This is a genomic window from Polynucleobacter finlandensis (assembly GCF_018881755.1).
Taxonomy (GTDB): Bacteria; Pseudomonadota; Gammaproteobacteria; order Burkholderiales; family Burkholderiaceae; genus Polynucleobacter; species Polynucleobacter finlandensis.
Genome location: NZ_JACVPS010000005.1, coordinates 90,210 through 107,183 on the forward strand (window position 1 = coordinate 90,210; position 16,974 = coordinate 107,183).

Here is a 16,974-nt window from a genome sequence, read left to right on the forward strand (position 1 = left end):
TTTCTAAGGCTATGGCTCAAATACGTTGGCTAGGTTTAGATGACGCCTTCCCCAACCCCTTTTATGAAGAAGATCCAGACCCTAGCGTCCCGGGCTTAATCGCCGTGAGTGAAAAAATTTATCCCGGACAATTATCAGCAGCTTATCAATTGGGTATTTTTCCTTGGTACTCAGATAATCAACCTGTACTGTGGTGGTCACCAGACCCAAGGATGGTTTTAATGCCGCAGAACTTTAAGTGCAGTGACTCTTTAAAAAAATCCATACGCCATTTTTGCAACGATTCGCATTCACAGATTGTGGTGGATAGCGACTTTGGGGCTGTGGTGCGGGCTTGCGCTACCAGTAAACGCAAAGAACAAGATGGCACATGGATCACCCATGAAATCATGGAGGCTTATACACAGCTGCATGAACAAGGTCATGCACATAGCATTGCAGTAATAGAGCAAAACCAACTCATCGGCGGTCTGTACTGCGTTTCCTTTGGTGGGATGGTGTTTGGTGAATCGATGTTTAGCCGCCAAACCGATGCCTCTAAGCTAGCATTGGCTGCTCTGTGTGCGTGGTGCCAGCAGCATCAAGTAGCGATGATCGATTGTCAACAAGAGACCCAACACCTGAGTTCTCTGGGGGCTGCACCGATTTCCAGGGAAGCATTTTTGCGCCAAATGCAGATTTCATTAAATCAAACTAATATAGACATAACTTGGGATTTTGGAAAAGATATTCTGAATCATTGGCTATGACGCAACTCAAAGAACTCCCTCTCACCGCATTGCAGTTTTATGCCACTGCACCCTACCCTTGTAGTTATTTACCAGGTAAAACAGCGCGCTCCCAAGTTGCTACGCCCTCACACTTAATTCATGCTGATATTTACGGCGAACTCGTCAATGCAGGATTTCGTCGTAGTGGCTTGTATACCTATCGCCCATATTGTGATGAATGCCGAGCTTGCATTGCCACCAGAGTCTTGGTCAATCAATTTAATCCCACTCGTAGCCAACGTCGCGCATTCAAAAAACACAGCAACCTAGAGGCGCACGTTTTAAAGCTCGGCTATCAGGAAGAGCATTACCAACTCTATCAGCGCTATCAAAATAGTCGGCATTCTGGTGGCGAGATGGATCAAGAAGATCAAGATCAGTACATGCAGTTTTTATTGCAAAGTCGCGTGAACTCCAGAATTGTGGAATTTAGAGATGGCGCCAATGATCAGCATCCGGGCCGACTTCGGATGGTCAGCATGATCGACATCCTGGAACAAGGTATTTCCTCGGTTTACACCTTCTTCGATACCGAAACCAGTGGGGCAAGTTACGGCAGCTACAGCATTCTTTGGCAGATACAGCAAGCCATAGACCTCAAGCTGCCCTATGTCTATCTTGGCTACTACATTGAAGATAGTGAAAAGATGTCTTACAAATCCAAGTATCAACCCATCGAAGGATTGATCAATGATCACTGGCAAGTCATCGCTGAGCCATAATATCTACCCATGATCGACAGTTATTCCTTTTTGCGCCCTTGGCTTTTTTGTCTAGACCCAGAGCGTGCGCATAACCTGACATTAAGCAATATGGATCGCGCCTATCGCTGGGGCCTACTTGAACGCTTTGTTACGCAACCAGCACCAGATCCTCGTACGATCTGCGGCATTACTTTTCCCAATCCCATTGGTCTTGCTGCTGGACTAGATAAAGATGGCAAACATATTGATGCCCTAGGTGCACTGGGTTTTGGTTTTCTGGAAATTGGTACCGTGACACCTAGGCCGCAACCAGGCAATCCCAAACCCAGAATGTTCCGCCTGCCCGAGGCACAAGCGCTCATCAATCGTATGGGCTTTAATAATGATGGTGTGGATGCTTGCGTCGCACGGGTTCGCCGCTCTCGCTATTGGCAAAATGCTGGGGTAGTAGGCTTGAACATTGGTAAGAATGCCAGCACCCCTATTGAAGATGCTGCAAGTGACTATGTCTTGGCGATGAAAGCTGTATATGAAATCGCCTCTTACATTACCGTGAACATTTCATCACCAAATACCCAGAATCTCCGCGCCTTGCAGGGCGAAGAAATGCTCCGCTCATTACTGGGCAGTCTTGATGTTGCAAGGGAAGAACTGAGTGATCGTTTTGGTGTGCGCAAGCCCCTCTTCTTAAAAATTGCTCCAGATCTGGACGTAGCAGATATCAATTTAATTGCTGACCTCCTGTTGGAGTTTGGTCTTGATGCCATCATTGCTACTAACACCACGGTCTCTCGCACTGCAGTCGCTAACTTAGAACACGGCAACGAGGCGGGTGGATTATCTGGCGCCCCCGTCAGAGCCGCCTCGACCGAGGTGATTAAGACTTTAAAAGCGCGTCTTGGCAATGATTTACCGATTATTGGTGTTGGCGGGATCCTCTCTGGACAAGACGCACAAGAGAAGGTTTCTGCTGGGGCTAGCTTGGTACAGATCTATAGCGGTCTGATCTACAGAGGTCCAGACCTCGTTTCTGAGTGTGTTAGCGCCCTGCGCAAATAAAGCCCTTTAGGCTTACTAGGGCTTCATGCCCCAAAATGGGATTTCATAATATGCAATCCTCGGCAGAATCGCTACAATTGCAGTTATGAATACAAGCAAAGTCCAAAGAGCTCAAAAAGTACCTGGAGAAGCTGGCAAAACAGCTATTCAGGTAGTTGAGCGCATGATGAATTTGCTAGATGCCCTTGCTGAACATGAAGAATCTGCCAGTCTGAAGGTATTGGCCGAGCAAACAGGTCTACACCCCTCCACAGCCCACCGAATTTTGAATGATATGGTTGCCTGCCGCATGGTGGAGCGTGGCGATGGCGGGACTTATCGACTGGGCTTACGCCTACTAGAACTGGGTAACTTGGTCAAAGCCAGACTCTCCGTTCGCGAAGCAGCTCAAGCACCAATGCGGGCACTGCATAAACTGACAGGTGAAACCGTCAATCTTTCTGTTCGCCAAGGCGATGAGATTGTGTATGTTGATCGTGCTTATAGCGAGCGTTCGGGCATGCAGGTAGTGAGAGCAATTGGTGGACGTGCACCCTTGCATCTCACCTCGGTTGGTAAACTCTTTTTAGCCAGTGACGATGCTAGCCAAGTTCGTGCTTATGTAACCCGTACAGGTTTATCTGGGCACACCAGAAATAGCATCACCGATTTATCTAAGCTAGAAGTTGAACTCAATCAAGTTCGACAATTAGGCAATGCTAAAGACAATGAAGAGTTGGAACTTGGTGTGAGTTGTCTGGCTGCTGGCATTTTGGATGACACCGGAAAATTGGTCGCAGGTCTCTCGCTGAGCGCGCCAACCGATCGCATTCATGCGGACTGGTTACGCGCACTACAAGATACCGCCGTGCAAATTTCTAAAGGCATGGGCTTTAAACCCAAATCGAGCGAACCCGGCAGCACTAAAGACTAAATGCCAATGCTGGGCATCGGAATGTGTTTTACATCAATCGACGTATTGGCCGAGGTTCACCTGAAGGCATGCGCTCATACCAATCACGCACTCTGACCGCATCTGCAAAGCGTGATTGCGTGCCAACAGAATCCAAGAACACCAGCAACAATGGTGTGTTGTTGACTCTTGCCTGCATCACCAAACATTTACCGGCAGCATTGATAAAGCCGGTTTTTTGCAAACCGATATTCATATCACCTGATCGCACCAAACGATTGGTGTTTAAGAATTTTTGTGGGCGCTTACCAATCACCATAGTTAAGTCTGGCCAGGTTGAAAACTCACGAATGGTTTTGTACTGATAGGCGGCGCCAAGCATGCGCGTTAGATCCTCAGCACTGGCGACGTTTTCACTCATCAGCCCGGTGGGGTCTGCAAAGTGTGAGTGGTCCATATTGAGCTCTTTGGCCTTGTGATTCATCGCCTCTACAAATGCTGAAATGCCACCAGGGTAATTTCTTCCCAAGGTATACGCAGCACGGTTTTCAGAGGACATTAAAGCCAGATGCAAGGCCTCTTCGCGAGTGAGTTCAGTGCCACCAGCAAGGCGAGATGTTCTGTAGATATGCACGTCATCCGCGTTAATGATCAAAGTCTCATCAAGCGGTAATTTAGAATCCAATACCACCATCGCTGTCATCAACTTAGTGATGGATGCAATGGGCAAGCTAACTGAAGGATTTTTCTCAAAATAGACTTCTTTGGTATCTTGATTCATCACAATGGCAACGCTAGATTTCAAACTCAATTCATCATGCTGGCCACGCAAACCTAAGGCAGTAGCAAATGAGGGTCTAGCTTCAACCACGGGAGTTTCTGGGCGGGTTACGGTGATGCGAACAGTTTTCGGTTTTTTAGGCGCCTTAACAACTACCTTAGTAGTCGCTTTTACAGGCTTAGTTGCCTTGTCTTTAGATGCTGGTTGAGCATAAATAGCAGTACTTGTCATCCACAGACAAGTGAAGATAAAGAGCCAAAATCGATTCAAATGCATCCCCAAACAACCTTCCAAAACTTTCGACATACGGAATGATAAATACTTTCGCGCGTTAAGTCGGAATTATTCGCCCCACTTTGACGAATTCAACCCCTTAGTGACCACTATTCGGCAATTGTTGCCACGGTATTCGATTGACGAGCGTTGACCAGCACTACGCCAGTCATCGTCAAAGCTAGGCCAGCAGCCATCATCAGATTAAATGGCTCATCGAACAAAAGCCAAGCCATCAGCGCAGTGGTTGGTGGCGTGAGATACAGCAGACTTGTCACCTTGGTAGCGGCACCTTTGCGAATCATCATGAACAGCAAACTGATCGATCCAACGGATAAAGGAAAAATCGCCCAAAGCAATGCCCCAATCACTGAAGCATTCCACACCATCACACCGGATTCAAAGAAATACATACAAGCAAAACAGAGAACGGCTGACACCCCAAACTGAATGGATGAGCCTGCACGTAGGTCAAACACTGGGCAGTACTTCTTCTGATATAGCGTTCCAAAGGTAATGGATAGCAATGCAGCAAACGCCAAGACGTAGCTTAAAACTGGGATATGGTTAAAGCTAATCTTCTCTAAAACGACCAATGCCACACCAGCAAAACCAAAGCCCAATCCTATCCATTGTTTTGGAGAGACTTTTTCTGAAACCCATGCGGCAAACCAAGCGGTAACGATCGGTTGAAGACCCACGATGATGGCAACCAACCCTGCAGTCATCCCCAACCGAACGGCAAACCAAACTCCGAGCAAATAACCAAACTGCAATAAGAGGCCAGCAACCGCAATATGGCGCATCTGTGACCGACTTGGCCAGGTAATTCTCCATACAAGGCTAAGCGCTGCCATGGCCATCAAAACCCCTGCAAAACGCCAAAAAAGGAAGGTGGCTGGCTCCACATAAGGCATCGCCATTCGTGCAATCACGAAACCAGTGCTCCAAATGAGGACAAATATTGGACCAATGAAGGTTTCGAGTTTAAATTTCATAAGCAACTTATTGAATATATTAGATTTTTTATATAAGATCTTATTTTAGGCTGTTTTAAAGTGGATATTCAAAAAGCAAAGCCTCATAGTGGGAAACAAGTGAGTCCAATTGAAAGGGATGGAAATGAACTTAACACCAGAACAGATTGCAGCAGCACAAAAAGCAAATCTAGAAACCTTGAGCGGACTCACAAATCAAGCGCTCCAAAGTATTGAAAAATTAATAGAGCTCAATATGCACATCGCCAAGCAAAGTCTTGGTGACAGCATGAACAATGCAAAAAAAGCTTTGGAAATAAAAGATATTCAGCAGCTTCTCGCCCATCAAGCTGAAACTGTTCAGCCTATGGCAGAGAAGATCATGGCGTATAGCCGTCATCTCTACGAGTTGGCCCATGAAACGCAAGCGAGCTTTACGAAGTCAGCAGAAAAAGAATTTCAAGCGGGTCAGAGGAAAATTAACGCATTGGTTGAAGACTGGACTAAGAATGCCCCAGTTGGCTCTGATGCTGCTGTTCAAGCAATGAAGCAAGCCATTGCCTCAGCAAGCAACGTATTTGAAACTAGCCAAAAAGCTGTGAAGCATGCTGTTGAAGTTGCGCAAAGCAACCTGACGAATGCCACCGACACAGTCATGAAGGCTACTAAGAAAAAGTAATCTGGTTTAGAGGTTATAGATGAAAAAGCCTCGAACAATCGAGGCTTTTTCATTAGAGAGAGATAAATATCTCATTCCGCCTAGGCTGAGGCAACTTCAACTCAAGCGCCAATTCTGAAAGACGGTTAAGAAATCCAACTTGCTCTGATGTGATAAGTTCGTATGTTTCCATCCAAGTCTCCCTACCCTCATCGTCAGCATTGGGCCTTTTCAATAAATTACATCTCAAACCTGCATACTCACCCAATAACTTATCTTGCATAGCCCTAATGATTTCCAGCGCTCTTGGATACTCGGCAACAATAAACTTAAAATACACATATAAGGTCATTTGCCACCTTCCATACCGCTCCAGCGAGCGACTAATTTACTGTCCAAATCAAAAAGATCTAAACATCTTCCAACCGTATGATTCACCATATCATTGAGTGATTGTGGCTTAGCATAAAAAGCTGGGACGGGCGGCATCACAATAGCACCGCACTCTGTAACCTGAATCATGGAGCGTAAATGGCCTGCATGCAGCGGCGTCTCTCTTACCAGCAATACCAAACGACGACGCTCTTTCAAAACTACATCTGCGGCCCTAGAAACCAAGCTACTTGTAACCCCGCTGGCAATCTCTGACAAAGTTCGAATCGAGCATGGAGCAATAACCATTCCCATACTCTTAAATGATCCCGAAGCTATAGAAGCCCCAACATTTTTTGCAGAATGCACTACATCAGCCAACTCTTCAATTTGAGATGGCTTGTAATCTGTTTCTGCAGACATCGTCAACTTTGCCGAATCACTCATCACAAGATGAGATTCAATACCTAGATTTTTTAATGCCTCTAGTATGCGTATGCCGTAGATTGTTCCAGATGCTCCAGTAATGGCAACAATTAAGCGTTTTTTCAAAATGATCCTAAATTAATTTGATTTTAAATACGAAGATATAGGGAATTGATTATCAAGAACCGCTTCTAAATCAACCTCATCCTCGCCAGGTATCTTCACTTTTGTGAAGACATGACCCTCATAAACCAAGGGCTTGGTTGCATCGAATCCAAGCTTTGAGCTCATGCCTTGGTAGTGAGATGGTATGACCCCGTCCACATCTATAGGTAGACCAACGGTGGTTGAGGGATCTAATACAGATCCTTGCGCATCATGAATGACAACCAATCCACGCTTAGCTTGAAAACGAGTGGCGATTGCCCATTCAACTTGAGATGGAACATGAACATCAACATCCTCATCGACCACCACAACATGCTTCACATCATAGTGTGAACTGAATGCGCCAGCAATCACATTTTTGGGGAGACCCTCATGTGTCTTCTTAATTTGAACATAGAGATGGTAACGACCAACGCCACCCAAGGAGAGGTGCACATCTAAGACGCCAGGAAAACTTCTACGGAGATAAGACAAAATAGTCGCTTCCCTAGGGATGGAACCAAGCAGTAAATGCTCTAATTCTGCTGGAACGATTGTATGGAAGATGGGATTTTTTCTGTGCGTAACTGCATCCACTACAATAACCTGCCTTTTCTCCTGAGAACTATAGTATTTTGGATACTCCCCAAATGGCCCTTCTAGCTCTCGAACGTTTGGCGGAATATGACCCTCAATCACAATTTCAGAGTTTGCAGGAACCCTGACATCATTAGTTAAGCACGAAATAACCTCCAAAGGCTCTCCATGCAAAGCGCCGGCAATTTCAAGTTCATCCGAATCAATTGGCGCTATCGCCTGTGATGCAAGCAGAGTAAGAGGATCTACACCGATAACTACTGCCACAGGCAAAGACTGATTTAACTCTTCTGCAGCCTGTTGAAATGCATGGAGGTGTCTAGGCAAAATCAATACAGCCATTCGGTCTTTTGAATTTACTTGGATCCGATTGATCGATACGTTTTGAATTCCAGTCTTAGGATTTCTTGCTATCACTAAACCGGCAGTAATATAAGGGCCGCTATCATGCTCGCTATGGGTGGGGACGGGCAATAAAGTTCGAATATCAAAGTCTCTATGCACAACTTCTTGACAGGGGGCATCGTCAACTAGCTTGCAAGGCAGTGGATTATCAGCAGCCAACCGAAATGAATGAAGTAATGCACCCTCTTCGACGCCCATAGCCTCAGCAATCCAAGAACGTGAAGACATAAAGCCCGAAACCACTGGAATGGAATGGCCGCCCGGATCTGGAAAAAAAACTCCACTTTTTCCGTCAAGTTTTTTAGCAATTGCCGCTAATTCATGCTTAAGAAATATATTCTTTTTTGTGGCGACTAAACGATTGGTGGAAGCTAAATGCGCTAACCATGGGCGAAGTTGGGAGAACTTTTTCATCAAAGACCGCCTTTAGAGTTAACTACAAATTTCATTCTGGAGCTATACCTGCTTGTGATACTACTTTTTTCCAAACTTCCATTTGCTTTCGGATGAATACCTCAAATTGTCCAGCTGTTCCACCATCTGGAACAACTCCCTGATCATTAAATGTTTTTTTAATATCGTCTTGTAACAAGATTACATTAATTTGCTTATTTAATTTATCAACTATTGCTGACGGTGTTCCAGCTGGAACCATAAACCCATGCCATGAAGAAACTTCGTAGCCCTTTAAACCAGCTTCAGCAACGGTTGGAACCTGGGGCAATAGTGGGGATCTTGAATCTGTGGCAATAGCCACTGGCCTAATTTTTCCGGATTGAATGAATGGGCGAACCATCGGAAAAACATCAAAAGCTACTTCAACTTGACCACCGGCCAAATCAGTTAGCAAGGGAGTGCTACCTTTATAAGGCACTTGGTTTAGGCTGACGTTAGCCATATTTTCAAATAATGCCATCGCCAAATGTTCAGATGATCCAGATCCAGAGGAGCCGTAATCAATCTTCCCGGGGCTTTTCTTCGCAGCGGTTAGTAAATCTGACAATGTTTTAATTTTAGAATTTTCATTGACAACCAAAACCATTGGCGCCCTACCCGCAAGTACAATTGGTAAAAAAGCCTTGTTGCTATCGTAAGGTAATGACTTATAGATGAATGGATTGGCGGCAAATGGAAACTGAGCAACCAATATTGTGTAACCATCTGGAGCGGATCGCGCTACAAAATTAGTGCCAATAGTAGTTCCTGCGCCTGGCTTATTTTCTACAAGAACTGTCACACCCCAGGCATCACTTAACTTCTTTCCGACGATCCGCCCCAAGGTATCGTTAAATCCTCCCGGCGGGTAAGGGACAACAATCGTTATCGGCTTGTCAGGGTAAGTTGAAGCAGTTTGCGCAAATATAGGTTGCCCGATAGACCCATAAATACTGATTGTAATTACGAGAAAAATACCAAATTTTTTAAGGGACATCAACATCTCCAATAAATTTCAAACACTAACGCGCCTAATTAATTCTTTGCGCTCTTCTAGTTCCTTCGAATTGCCTTCTAGCACTATCCTTCCGCGCTCGACTACCAGATGTCTGTCACATAAATGAATTGCCTTATGTATATTCTGCTCAATCAATAGAATGGCAATTCCTTGAGACTTTAACTCCTCCATTAAGCGAAATATTTCAACCACAACCATTGGTGCCAGACCTTCAGTTGGCTCATCAATTAATAATAGCCTTGGGTTACCAACCAAAACTCGACCCATAGCCAACATTTGCTGCTCACCGCCAGATAAAGTGGTTCCAGCTTGAGCTCTTCTCTCACGTAAGCGTGGGAATCTATCGAGAACCATTTGTATACGTTTCTCTGCAGATTTACGTTCGGATGGAGGAACCTGCATCAATCCAAGCTTGAGATTACCCTCAACGCTTAAGCCTGGGAATATGCGACGATCCTCAGGGACCAAGCCTAGACCAAGTCGCGTAATTTGATTTGGGGCTAAATTATTTATTGACTCACCACAAAAAAGAATTTTTCCTTTCGAGGGTTTGTGCCAGCCAGCGATAGTTTTAACAATTGTTGTCTTGCCGACACCATTTCTACCGAATAATCCAACTGTCTCACCAGGGCGTATGGATAAATTTACTCCCTGTAATACTTGGGAGAGTCCAAGATTGACATGAACATCATTCATTTCCAAAATCATGCCAACTCCTCCCCAAAATACGCCGTTTGCACAAGAGGATTAGAGCGGACTTGATTTGGGTCACCCTCTGCCAATTTCCGCCCTTGCGCCATCACAATTACCGTACCAGATAAATCCATCACTAAGTCAACATCATGCTCAATCAATAAGACAGTAATATTTAAGCCCAACCGCTTAATAAGCTCAGCAGTTTCCTGGGTATCTGCTTGAGACATCCCCTGAGTGGGCTCATCTAATAGTAAAAGTTTTGGTCGCGTTGCTAGAGTTACCGCAATCTCTAAACGTCTCTGTTGGCCATGAGATAGAGCTCCTGCAAGTTGATTTCTAGCTTCGACTAGCCCAAATTCTTCCAACAGCTCATCAGCCCTTTCAAGTGCTATCACACTCTTGCTTAAAGGTAGAAACAGGCGGGAATGGGGTTCAAGGGCCTGACTTGCGATTCGTAGGTTATCAATAACAGAGAGATCAAAAAAGAGATTGGTTATTTGAAATGACCGAGCCATTCCTACTGATAACCGCGCTTCGGGGTTCATGCTGGTGATATCACACTCACCAATTAATACCGTCCCAGAATCCGGCATAAAACTGCCACTCAATAAATTGAACAGCGTACTCTTACCGGCTCCATTCGGGCCGATGATGGAAGTTACCCCTGAACTCTTTACTTCAAAACTAACATTATCAACGGCTGAGAGCCCACCAAAGCGTTTACATAAATTGCTAGCCTTAAGAATGAATTCAATCTTATCCATCATTCACCCCCTTCTGGAGAGCGGATTTTGCTAAAGCGCCTAACGAACAAACCAGCCAAACCCTTCGGGGCAGATACCACAATAACAACAAAGATAATTCCAATAACGATATGATGATGGACGGTCCAGGTTCCAATAATTGATTTAAATGATGTCAAAAGCACACTGCCCAATATTGGTCCTATCAACGTGCCAACGCCACCGAGAACAACTGTCACCACCGCATTTCCAGAAACGCTAAAGAACATTAATTCTGGTGATACAAAGCCCCTTAACATAGGATAGAGGGCGCCTGAGACTGAGGCCACAACAGCGGCCAATACAAAAGCAACTTGTTTAGGTCCTTTAGATTTATAACCTATGTATGGCAGGCGATCTTCGTTTGATCTGATCGCATGCCAAAGTGATCCCATTGGTGTGGTGAGGAAATACTTTAAAAGAGCGTATAAGCCGCCAATAGTTAAAAATGTAATGACAAAAAATGTCCCGGGTTGACCAGCATCGAGAGACCCAAAAGGAGTCCAGATTTGCAAAATTGGTACTCCCATCATGCCGTCAGATGCGCCAAGGCTACGTGTGTTGTAGACAACCTTCGCGGCTACTTGTGCCAGCCCAAAAGTAATTAAAGCGAAGTAGACGCCCTTTGATCTTAGGGCAATAAAACTAGCAACCCAACCCAACACAAGAGAAGCTAATGCAACAATTCCAATTGCCAGAAGAAAAGATGGAGAAATCTCCTTTAGAACCACGGCAGACAAGTAGGCTCCAAAACCAAAATATAGTGCCTGGCCAAGCGATAGTAGACCAACAATTCCTAACAATAGATCAACAGACATAGCAAGGCCACCAAAAATCAATGCCTCTGTAGCCAATCTTAGAAAAAAGGTATCACCAAGGATCGCCCCAACAATAAACAACACAACAGCAGAAGTTAGCAACAGCAGCTCTATAAAACGAATTGCTCTGGATCGCGGATTAAGCATTCTTCATGCCCCCATACAAGCCAGTGGGTTTGAACATTAATACCAGAACCATCACGGCAAACACCAAAGGATCGGACCATACCGGTGAAATATATAAAGAAGATATAGATTGGAGTTGTGTCAATAAAATCCCAGCAATCACCGCACCCTTAATGCTCCCAAGCCCCCCTACTATGACAACGCTAAACGCCATCAGAATAAAGTCGCGACCCATAGTAGGAAAAACAGAGTAAATCGGAGCAAGTAAAACACCTGCTAAGCCCGCCAAAGCTACACCAAAAGCAAAAGTCAATGCATAAACCCGCATAACTGGTATACCCAAAGAAGAACTCATGTCCTTGTCATATGCTGCAGCCCTAACAATCGCACCCAACTGAGTTTTGTATATCAACACCCAAACCGACAAAATAAGTAATGCGCCAAATCCCATTAAAAATAAGCGGTAATTCGGAAACATCACTCCTAATATTTCGCTAGCGCCAGAGATCGGCGCACTAGGTTTGATAGGATTTGCCCCCCAGATGATCTTGTAACTATCCTCCAAAACCATGGCGATACCGAACGTCAATAACAGGGTAAGAATATGGCGATCCTTATAGTGAAAAACTTTCTGAATCAAAAGCCTTTCCATCGCAAAACCAATTGGCACCAAAAGCAATGGAACCAATAATAGGCATACCCAAAATGAAACACCCATTGCAACCAGAGTTACGCTAAAGAAAGCTCCAGCAGCATAAAACTCACCATGCGACATGTTAATTACATCCAGCAAACCAAAGATGATAGTTAAACCTAAAGCCATTAGGATTACAGCAACTCCAATGGAGAGCCCGTTGATTATCTGAGGCGCGTAAATATACTGCAAGCTTTCTAGCATTGAAAAACCAATCCCATATTTAATATCAGTGACAGTAAAACCCCCTACACCCTCAAATAAGAAGATGTAGGGAATTGATTACCCATCAAAAACGAGTGCAAGTATCAGGGCCAATAGCCAGATCTGAGGGCACTTTACCAACAATATTGAACTCACCATTCTCTACGCGAACCGCAAACATATCTTGCATAGCCTGATGATCACCTGCGCGCATCTTTTTCATTCCCTGCGGTGTTTGCCAGCTTAAATCGTTCATTGCTGCCCGAACTTTATCTGTCTCAGTAGATTTAGCCTTCTCAACAGCTGCTTTGTAGAAATATAGGAGTCCGTAGGAATCTGCGCCGTATAGATCAGGAAGCTTGCTATAAGCTTTTTGGAAATCTGCAACAAACTTTTTATTGGCTGGATTGTCTAATTTTGGTGAGTAGCCAACACCTGTCACAAATCCATTTGCAGATTTACCAATGGCTCCCATATTTTGAGATGTAACCGTACCAGATGCACCAACAATAGTGACGCCTTTGTTAACGCCATATTCATCCATTTGTGAAAATAACCTTACCGTATCATTGCCAGCAACCGAGGTATAAATTACATTTGGTTTTGCAGCTCTAACCTGACCGAAGTAAGGGGAATAATCCTTGTTATCTAATGGAGCAAAAACTTCACCAACATCCTTGGCACCCTTCTCAGTAGACGCCTTTTTAAAGGCAGAAACTGTACTTCTACCCATTTCATAATCTGGTCCAATAAAGAAAATATTCGCCTTGGGAATCTCTTTATCAACCCATGCCGCCAAGGCTGCTGATTGCATTCCAGCCCGTGCATTAACACGAAATACGTTTGGCGAACATTTATCTGCTGTTATCGAGTCTGCAAAAGACACCGTAGTTGCAATCAGCTTATTGTTGCGTTCGGCAAGTTGACCTACCGCCAAAGTGGATCCTGAATTTACAGTCCCAGTTAAGAAATCAACTTTTTCAACTTGAAAAAGTTTTTCCGCCTTTTGAGTTGCAACAGCTGGATTTGCTTCTTCATCCTCATAAATCAAATCAATTTTTCGACCACCAATACCGCCAGCAGCATTGATCTCTTTTGCGGCTAAATCTAACCCCATTTTTACCTGCTCACCAATCGGCGTATAAGTGCCTGATAGGGGCGTAACAACGCCAATCTTAATTGGGCTCGGTTGTGCAGAAACAAACGAAGCGCCAAGACTCAACGCTACTGCAATTGCGATTTTTTTTGTTTGAAATTGCTTTTTCATTATTTACGTCTCCTATAAAAATTAACGGCCAACAAAATTGGGTTGACGTTTTCCATGGAAAGCCTCTACCCCTTCTTTGAAATCTTCTGAATTACGCAAACGGCTATAACAATGTCCCTCAACTTCAATTGCAGTAGTTAACAAACAATCCTCAGTCTCATTAAGCATCTTTTTGGCTGTTCTTTGAGCTATTGGAGAAAATGCTCGCAACTCATCTACCAACCTAGAAACAACATCAGCAAGTTCAGAGTCTGGAACACATTCTGTAGCTACACCCCACTCAAATGCTTGCTGCCCTTTAATGCGCCTAGAGCGCATGACGATGTCTTTCGTTCTCGTGATACCAACCATCTTTTGTAATCGTGCGGAACCACCAGAACCAGGAATCTGTCCTAATTTTTGCTCAGGTAGTGCGTATAGGGTTGATTCCGCTGCAATACGAAAATCACATGCCAGAGAAATCTCAAAGCCGACACCAAAACAATAACCATGATTTGCTGCAATAACAGGTTTGGTGCAACGAGTTGGAGCGGCAATATTCCATGCTAATTTAGAAACATGCTCTGGGCTGGCCTCAAGAAACCCTTTGATATCTCCACCGCTAGAAAAATGCTCGCCCTCAGCGCGCAATACGATAATGCGAACACGGTCATCTGCATCGAGCGCTTCAAATGTAGCCCTTAATTGATCTCGCTGTGGCATTTGGATCACATTAAATGGTGGCCGCTTTAAGACAATGTCGGCCCTTTGTTGAGATTCATTTATATCAACATAAAAACCATCTAAGTTATCCAAAATAGCACTAAAGGGGTGTCGTAAATTTGTAGTCATATTGTCTTTCAAGTGAAAATTAAGCTCTTTCATATTCGCCAGCAACTAACAACCGTCGCAATACCTTGCCCACAGGGGACTTGGGGATTTCTTTTACAAATACATATTCCCGAGGGCGCTTAAAGTTAATTAAGTCTGATCCTCGACAATATTCATCTAATGCCTGGGAATCTACTAAGCCAGAGGCTCTAATAAAAGCAACGACCTTTTGCCCCAACCGGTCATCCTTTAATCCAGCAACAGCCACCTCTCCAACAGAGGGATGTAAAGATAGAATGGATTCAATTTCAACTGGAGAAATATTTTCCCCACCAGAGATGATCATGTCATCTACTCGACCAGTCACAAACAGGTCGCCTGCATCGTCATAGTAGCCAGTATCACCAGTGAAAAACCAACCGTGACGTATCGATTTTTGATCCGCATCAGGTCGCTTCCAATATCCCTCGAAAGCCTCATCACCAGATAAATCACAAATGATTTGACCTTCTTCTTTGAATGCTGCCAATTGCGTTGGCTGAGTTTGTTCTGAACCTTGATCTAATTTAACAACCCTAATGCGAGCGTTCAAGCCTGCCTTACCAGCTGAACCAGGTTTTGCTACGGCATCTTGATTAATTGTGTACGTATATATTTCACTGGATCCATAATGATTCACAAATAAATCTGGTGCAAAAGCCTCGCTCAATCTCAGTAAAAGTGCGTCGTGCATTGGAGCGCCGGCAAATCCGAGCTTCTTCACAGAGGCAACTCTTTTTGAGGTAAAGTTTTTTGACTGCAACATATCGTGGTAGAGGGTAGGAACCAAGTACAAATGCGTAACCTTTTGAAGCTCAATAGCATCAATCGCCTTATCCACATCCCAGCGGGGCACAGCCACATAAGTACCATTGACAATACAAAGAGACAATAAGGTTCGAACGCCCATGGTGTGATAAAGCGGCATCACCCCAAGCGTTACTTCGCCCATTGCGTATTGATTTTGAGCAACATGAGCTATACCCGCCGCCCTTTCAGCGCGCTGCTTTCTAGGGACACCTTTTGGCTTGCCAGTTGTTCCCGAAGTAAAAAGTATTACGGATACATCCTCAACCAGACCGTTTGCTAATGGGTCAACACCTGCATCAACTAACTGCTCAAAATAAAACTGATCCTTTAAGGGCTCTGCATCAGCACATAAAATAACCGGTATCAATCGTCCCGTCTCTGAGTCTTGGTAATTTTTTAGAGAGACCCCTTCTACAAAAGCCAACTTTACATCAGTATTTTGAGCGCAAAAGTCAATTTCTTCAGGCTTGGATCTCCAGTTCAGCGGGACGATCGCAATACCCGCCATTTGGCATGCCCAGTGAATTGTCGCTGCCTCATAGCGGTTCTGCAAAATAGTCAGGATGCGATCTCCGCGCACTAAGCCCTGTTCATAAAAGAAGTGTTGTATCGCTCCAATATGAGGTGCCCACTCAGCATATGAATATTGCTTGTCTCCGTCTACAATTGCCAGCCTTCCTGGCTCACGCTCAACTGCCTGCAAAAAGGTTCGACCTAAATCAAGCATGCTTATCTCCTTTTGCCTGCGTTCTAGTTGATGCAACTTCTAAAACCGCCTCAATAATTCCAACGTACCCAGTACAACGACATAGATTTCCAGATAAACCCTCCCGAACCTCTAAATCAGTAGGCATTGGGCTCTTCCTAAGCAAGTCTTCGGCGGAAATCAAAAATCCAGACGTGCAAAAACCACACTGTAGTGCATGATGCTTTTTAAAGGCAATTTGCAAATCAGACATTTCGCCGGACTTTGAAAAACCTTCTACCGTTTTTATAATGGCGCCATCGGCCTGACACGCAAACATCAGGCAAGAGCGAATAATTTCACCATTGACCTCAACCGTGCAAGCACCACATACACCATGCTCGCAACCTGCATGCGTGCCTGTTGCACCTAGATCATGACGAATAAAATCTAATAATGTGGTGCGTGACTCGCAATAGACTTCACGCTCAATACCATTTAAAGTTAATCTCACCAATTTATTCTTCAT

At 44.5% G+C, this 16,974-nt stretch carries 19 protein-coding genes; 5 read left to right on the top strand and 14 right to left on the bottom strand.

Annotated features, from left to right (window positions below; genetic code table 11):
* Positions 1 to 11: 11 nt before the first annotated feature.
* The 4 genes from aat to ICN49_RS05030 all read left to right on the top strand — a co-directional run bounded on the left by aat (position 12) and on the right by ICN49_RS05030 (position 3,446).
* Positions 12 to 749 (top strand): leucyl/phenylalanyl-tRNA--protein transferase, encoded by a 738-nt coding sequence (gene aat / locus ICN49_RS05015; RefSeq protein WP_216166393.1) that lies wholly within the window; start codon positions 12 to 14, stop codon positions 747 to 749.
* Positions 746 to 1,492, top strand: a complete 747-nt coding sequence (locus tag ICN49_RS05020; RefSeq protein WP_216166395.1) for an arginyltransferase — start codon at positions 746 to 748, stop codon at positions 1,490 to 1,492. The genes aat and ICN49_RS05020 overlap by 4 nt, the downstream gene beginning before the upstream one ends.
* Before the next feature lie 9 nt (positions 1,493 to 1,501).
* The gene (locus tag ICN49_RS05025; RefSeq protein WP_216166397.1) at positions 1,502 to 2,533 is read left to right on the top strand and encodes a quinone-dependent dihydroorotate dehydrogenase; all 1,032 of its coding nucleotides are present in this window, start codon (positions 1,502 to 1,504) and stop codon (positions 2,531 to 2,533) included.
* 85 nt (positions 2,534 to 2,618) lie between these two features.
* Complete coding sequence (locus tag ICN49_RS05030; RefSeq protein ID WP_216166398.1) at positions 2,619 to 3,446, top strand: IclR family transcriptional regulator; 828 nt, start codon at positions 2,619 to 2,621, stop codon at positions 3,444 to 3,446.
* A 28-nt stretch (positions 3,447 to 3,474) separates the two neighbouring features.
* Here the strand turns inward: ICN49_RS05030 and ICN49_RS05035 are convergent, their stop codons facing one another.
* Complete coding sequence (locus ICN49_RS05035; protein ID WP_255535408.1) at positions 3,475 to 4,512, bottom strand: serine hydrolase; 1,038 nt, start codon at positions 4,510 to 4,512, stop codon at positions 3,475 to 3,477.
* 77 nt (positions 4,513 to 4,589) lie between these two features.
* On the bottom strand, positions 4,590 to 5,477 hold the full coding sequence (locus ICN49_RS05040; protein WP_216166400.1) for a DMT family transporter: 888 nt from the start codon (positions 5,475 to 5,477) through the stop codon (positions 4,590 to 4,592).
* A 124-nt stretch (positions 5,478 to 5,601) separates the two neighbouring features.
* On the opposite strand from ICN49_RS05040, the gene ICN49_RS05045 reads away from it, so the two are divergent.
* Complete coding sequence (locus tag ICN49_RS05045; RefSeq protein WP_216166402.1) at positions 5,602 to 6,135, top strand: phasin family protein; 534 nt, start codon at positions 5,602 to 5,604, stop codon at positions 6,133 to 6,135.
* A 52-nt stretch (positions 6,136 to 6,187) separates the two neighbouring features.
* Here ICN49_RS05045 and ICN49_RS05050 read toward each other — a convergent pair whose 3' ends face one another.
* The 12 genes from ICN49_RS05050 to ICN49_RS05105 form a co-directional block, all read right to left on the bottom strand.
* The gene (locus ICN49_RS05050; protein ID WP_216166404.1) at positions 6,188 to 6,466 is read right to left on the bottom strand and encodes a DUF4936 family protein; all 279 of its coding nucleotides are present in this window, start codon (positions 6,464 to 6,466) and stop codon (positions 6,188 to 6,190) included.
* Positions 6,463 to 7,041, bottom strand: coding sequence for a UbiX family flavin prenyltransferase (locus ICN49_RS05055; protein ID WP_216166514.1), 579 nt, complete (start codon positions 7,039 to 7,041; stop codon positions 6,463 to 6,465). The genes ICN49_RS05050 and ICN49_RS05055 overlap by 4 nt, the downstream gene beginning before the upstream one ends.
* A gap of 9 nt (positions 7,042 to 7,050) precedes the next feature.
* Positions 7,051 to 8,475: a UbiD family decarboxylase gene (locus tag ICN49_RS05060; RefSeq protein WP_216166406.1), complete on the bottom strand. Its 1,425-nt coding sequence runs from the start codon at positions 8,473 to 8,475 to the stop codon at positions 7,051 to 7,053.
* A gap of 31 nt (positions 8,476 to 8,506) precedes the next feature.
* A complete protein-coding gene (locus ICN49_RS05065) occupies positions 8,507 to 9,493 on the bottom strand; it encodes a tripartite tricarboxylate transporter substrate binding protein (RefSeq protein WP_216166408.1) in 987 nt (328 codons plus the stop codon).
* 18 nt (positions 9,494 to 9,511) lie between these two features.
* Positions 9,512 to 10,222 (bottom strand): ABC transporter ATP-binding protein, encoded by a 711-nt coding sequence (locus ICN49_RS05070; protein WP_216166410.1) that lies wholly within the window; start codon positions 10,220 to 10,222, stop codon positions 9,512 to 9,514.
* Positions 10,219 to 10,974 carry an ABC transporter ATP-binding protein gene (locus ICN49_RS05075; protein WP_216166412.1) on the bottom strand — a complete coding sequence of 252 codons (756 nt, stop codon included), beginning with the start codon at positions 10,972 to 10,974 and terminating at the stop codon, positions 10,219 to 10,221. The genes ICN49_RS05070 and ICN49_RS05075 overlap by 4 nt, the downstream gene beginning before the upstream one ends.
* Positions 10,974 to 11,894 (bottom strand): branched-chain amino acid ABC transporter permease, encoded by a 921-nt coding sequence (locus ICN49_RS05080; RefSeq protein WP_369411505.1) that lies wholly within the window; start codon positions 11,892 to 11,894, stop codon positions 10,974 to 10,976. Before ICN49_RS05080 ends, ICN49_RS05075 begins: the two co-directional genes overlap by 1 nt.
* A gap of 55 nt (positions 11,895 to 11,949) precedes the next feature.
* Entirely contained in the window at positions 11,950 to 12,834 is an 885-nt protein-coding gene (locus tag ICN49_RS05085; RefSeq protein WP_216166416.1) for a branched-chain amino acid ABC transporter permease, read from the bottom strand.
* Positions 12,835 to 12,919: 85 nt separating this feature from the next.
* Positions 12,920 to 14,101, bottom strand: a complete 1,182-nt coding sequence (locus tag ICN49_RS05090) for an ABC transporter substrate-binding protein (RefSeq protein ID WP_216166418.1) — start codon at positions 14,099 to 14,101, stop codon at positions 12,920 to 12,922.
* Between the two features lie 21 nt (positions 14,102 to 14,122).
* Positions 14,123 to 14,932: an enoyl-CoA hydratase/isomerase family protein gene (locus tag ICN49_RS05095; protein ID WP_216166420.1), complete on the bottom strand. Its 810-nt coding sequence runs from the start codon at positions 14,930 to 14,932 to the stop codon at positions 14,123 to 14,125.
* Positions 14,933 to 14,951: 19 nt separating this feature from the next.
* On the bottom strand, positions 14,952 to 16,487 hold the full coding sequence (locus ICN49_RS05100) for an AMP-binding protein (RefSeq protein ID WP_216166422.1): 1,536 nt from the start codon (positions 16,485 to 16,487) through the stop codon (positions 14,952 to 14,954).
* Entirely contained in the window at positions 16,480 to 16,974 is a 495-nt protein-coding gene (locus ICN49_RS05105) for a (2Fe-2S)-binding protein (RefSeq protein ID WP_216166424.1), read from the bottom strand. The genes ICN49_RS05100 and ICN49_RS05105 overlap by 8 nt, the downstream gene beginning before the upstream one ends.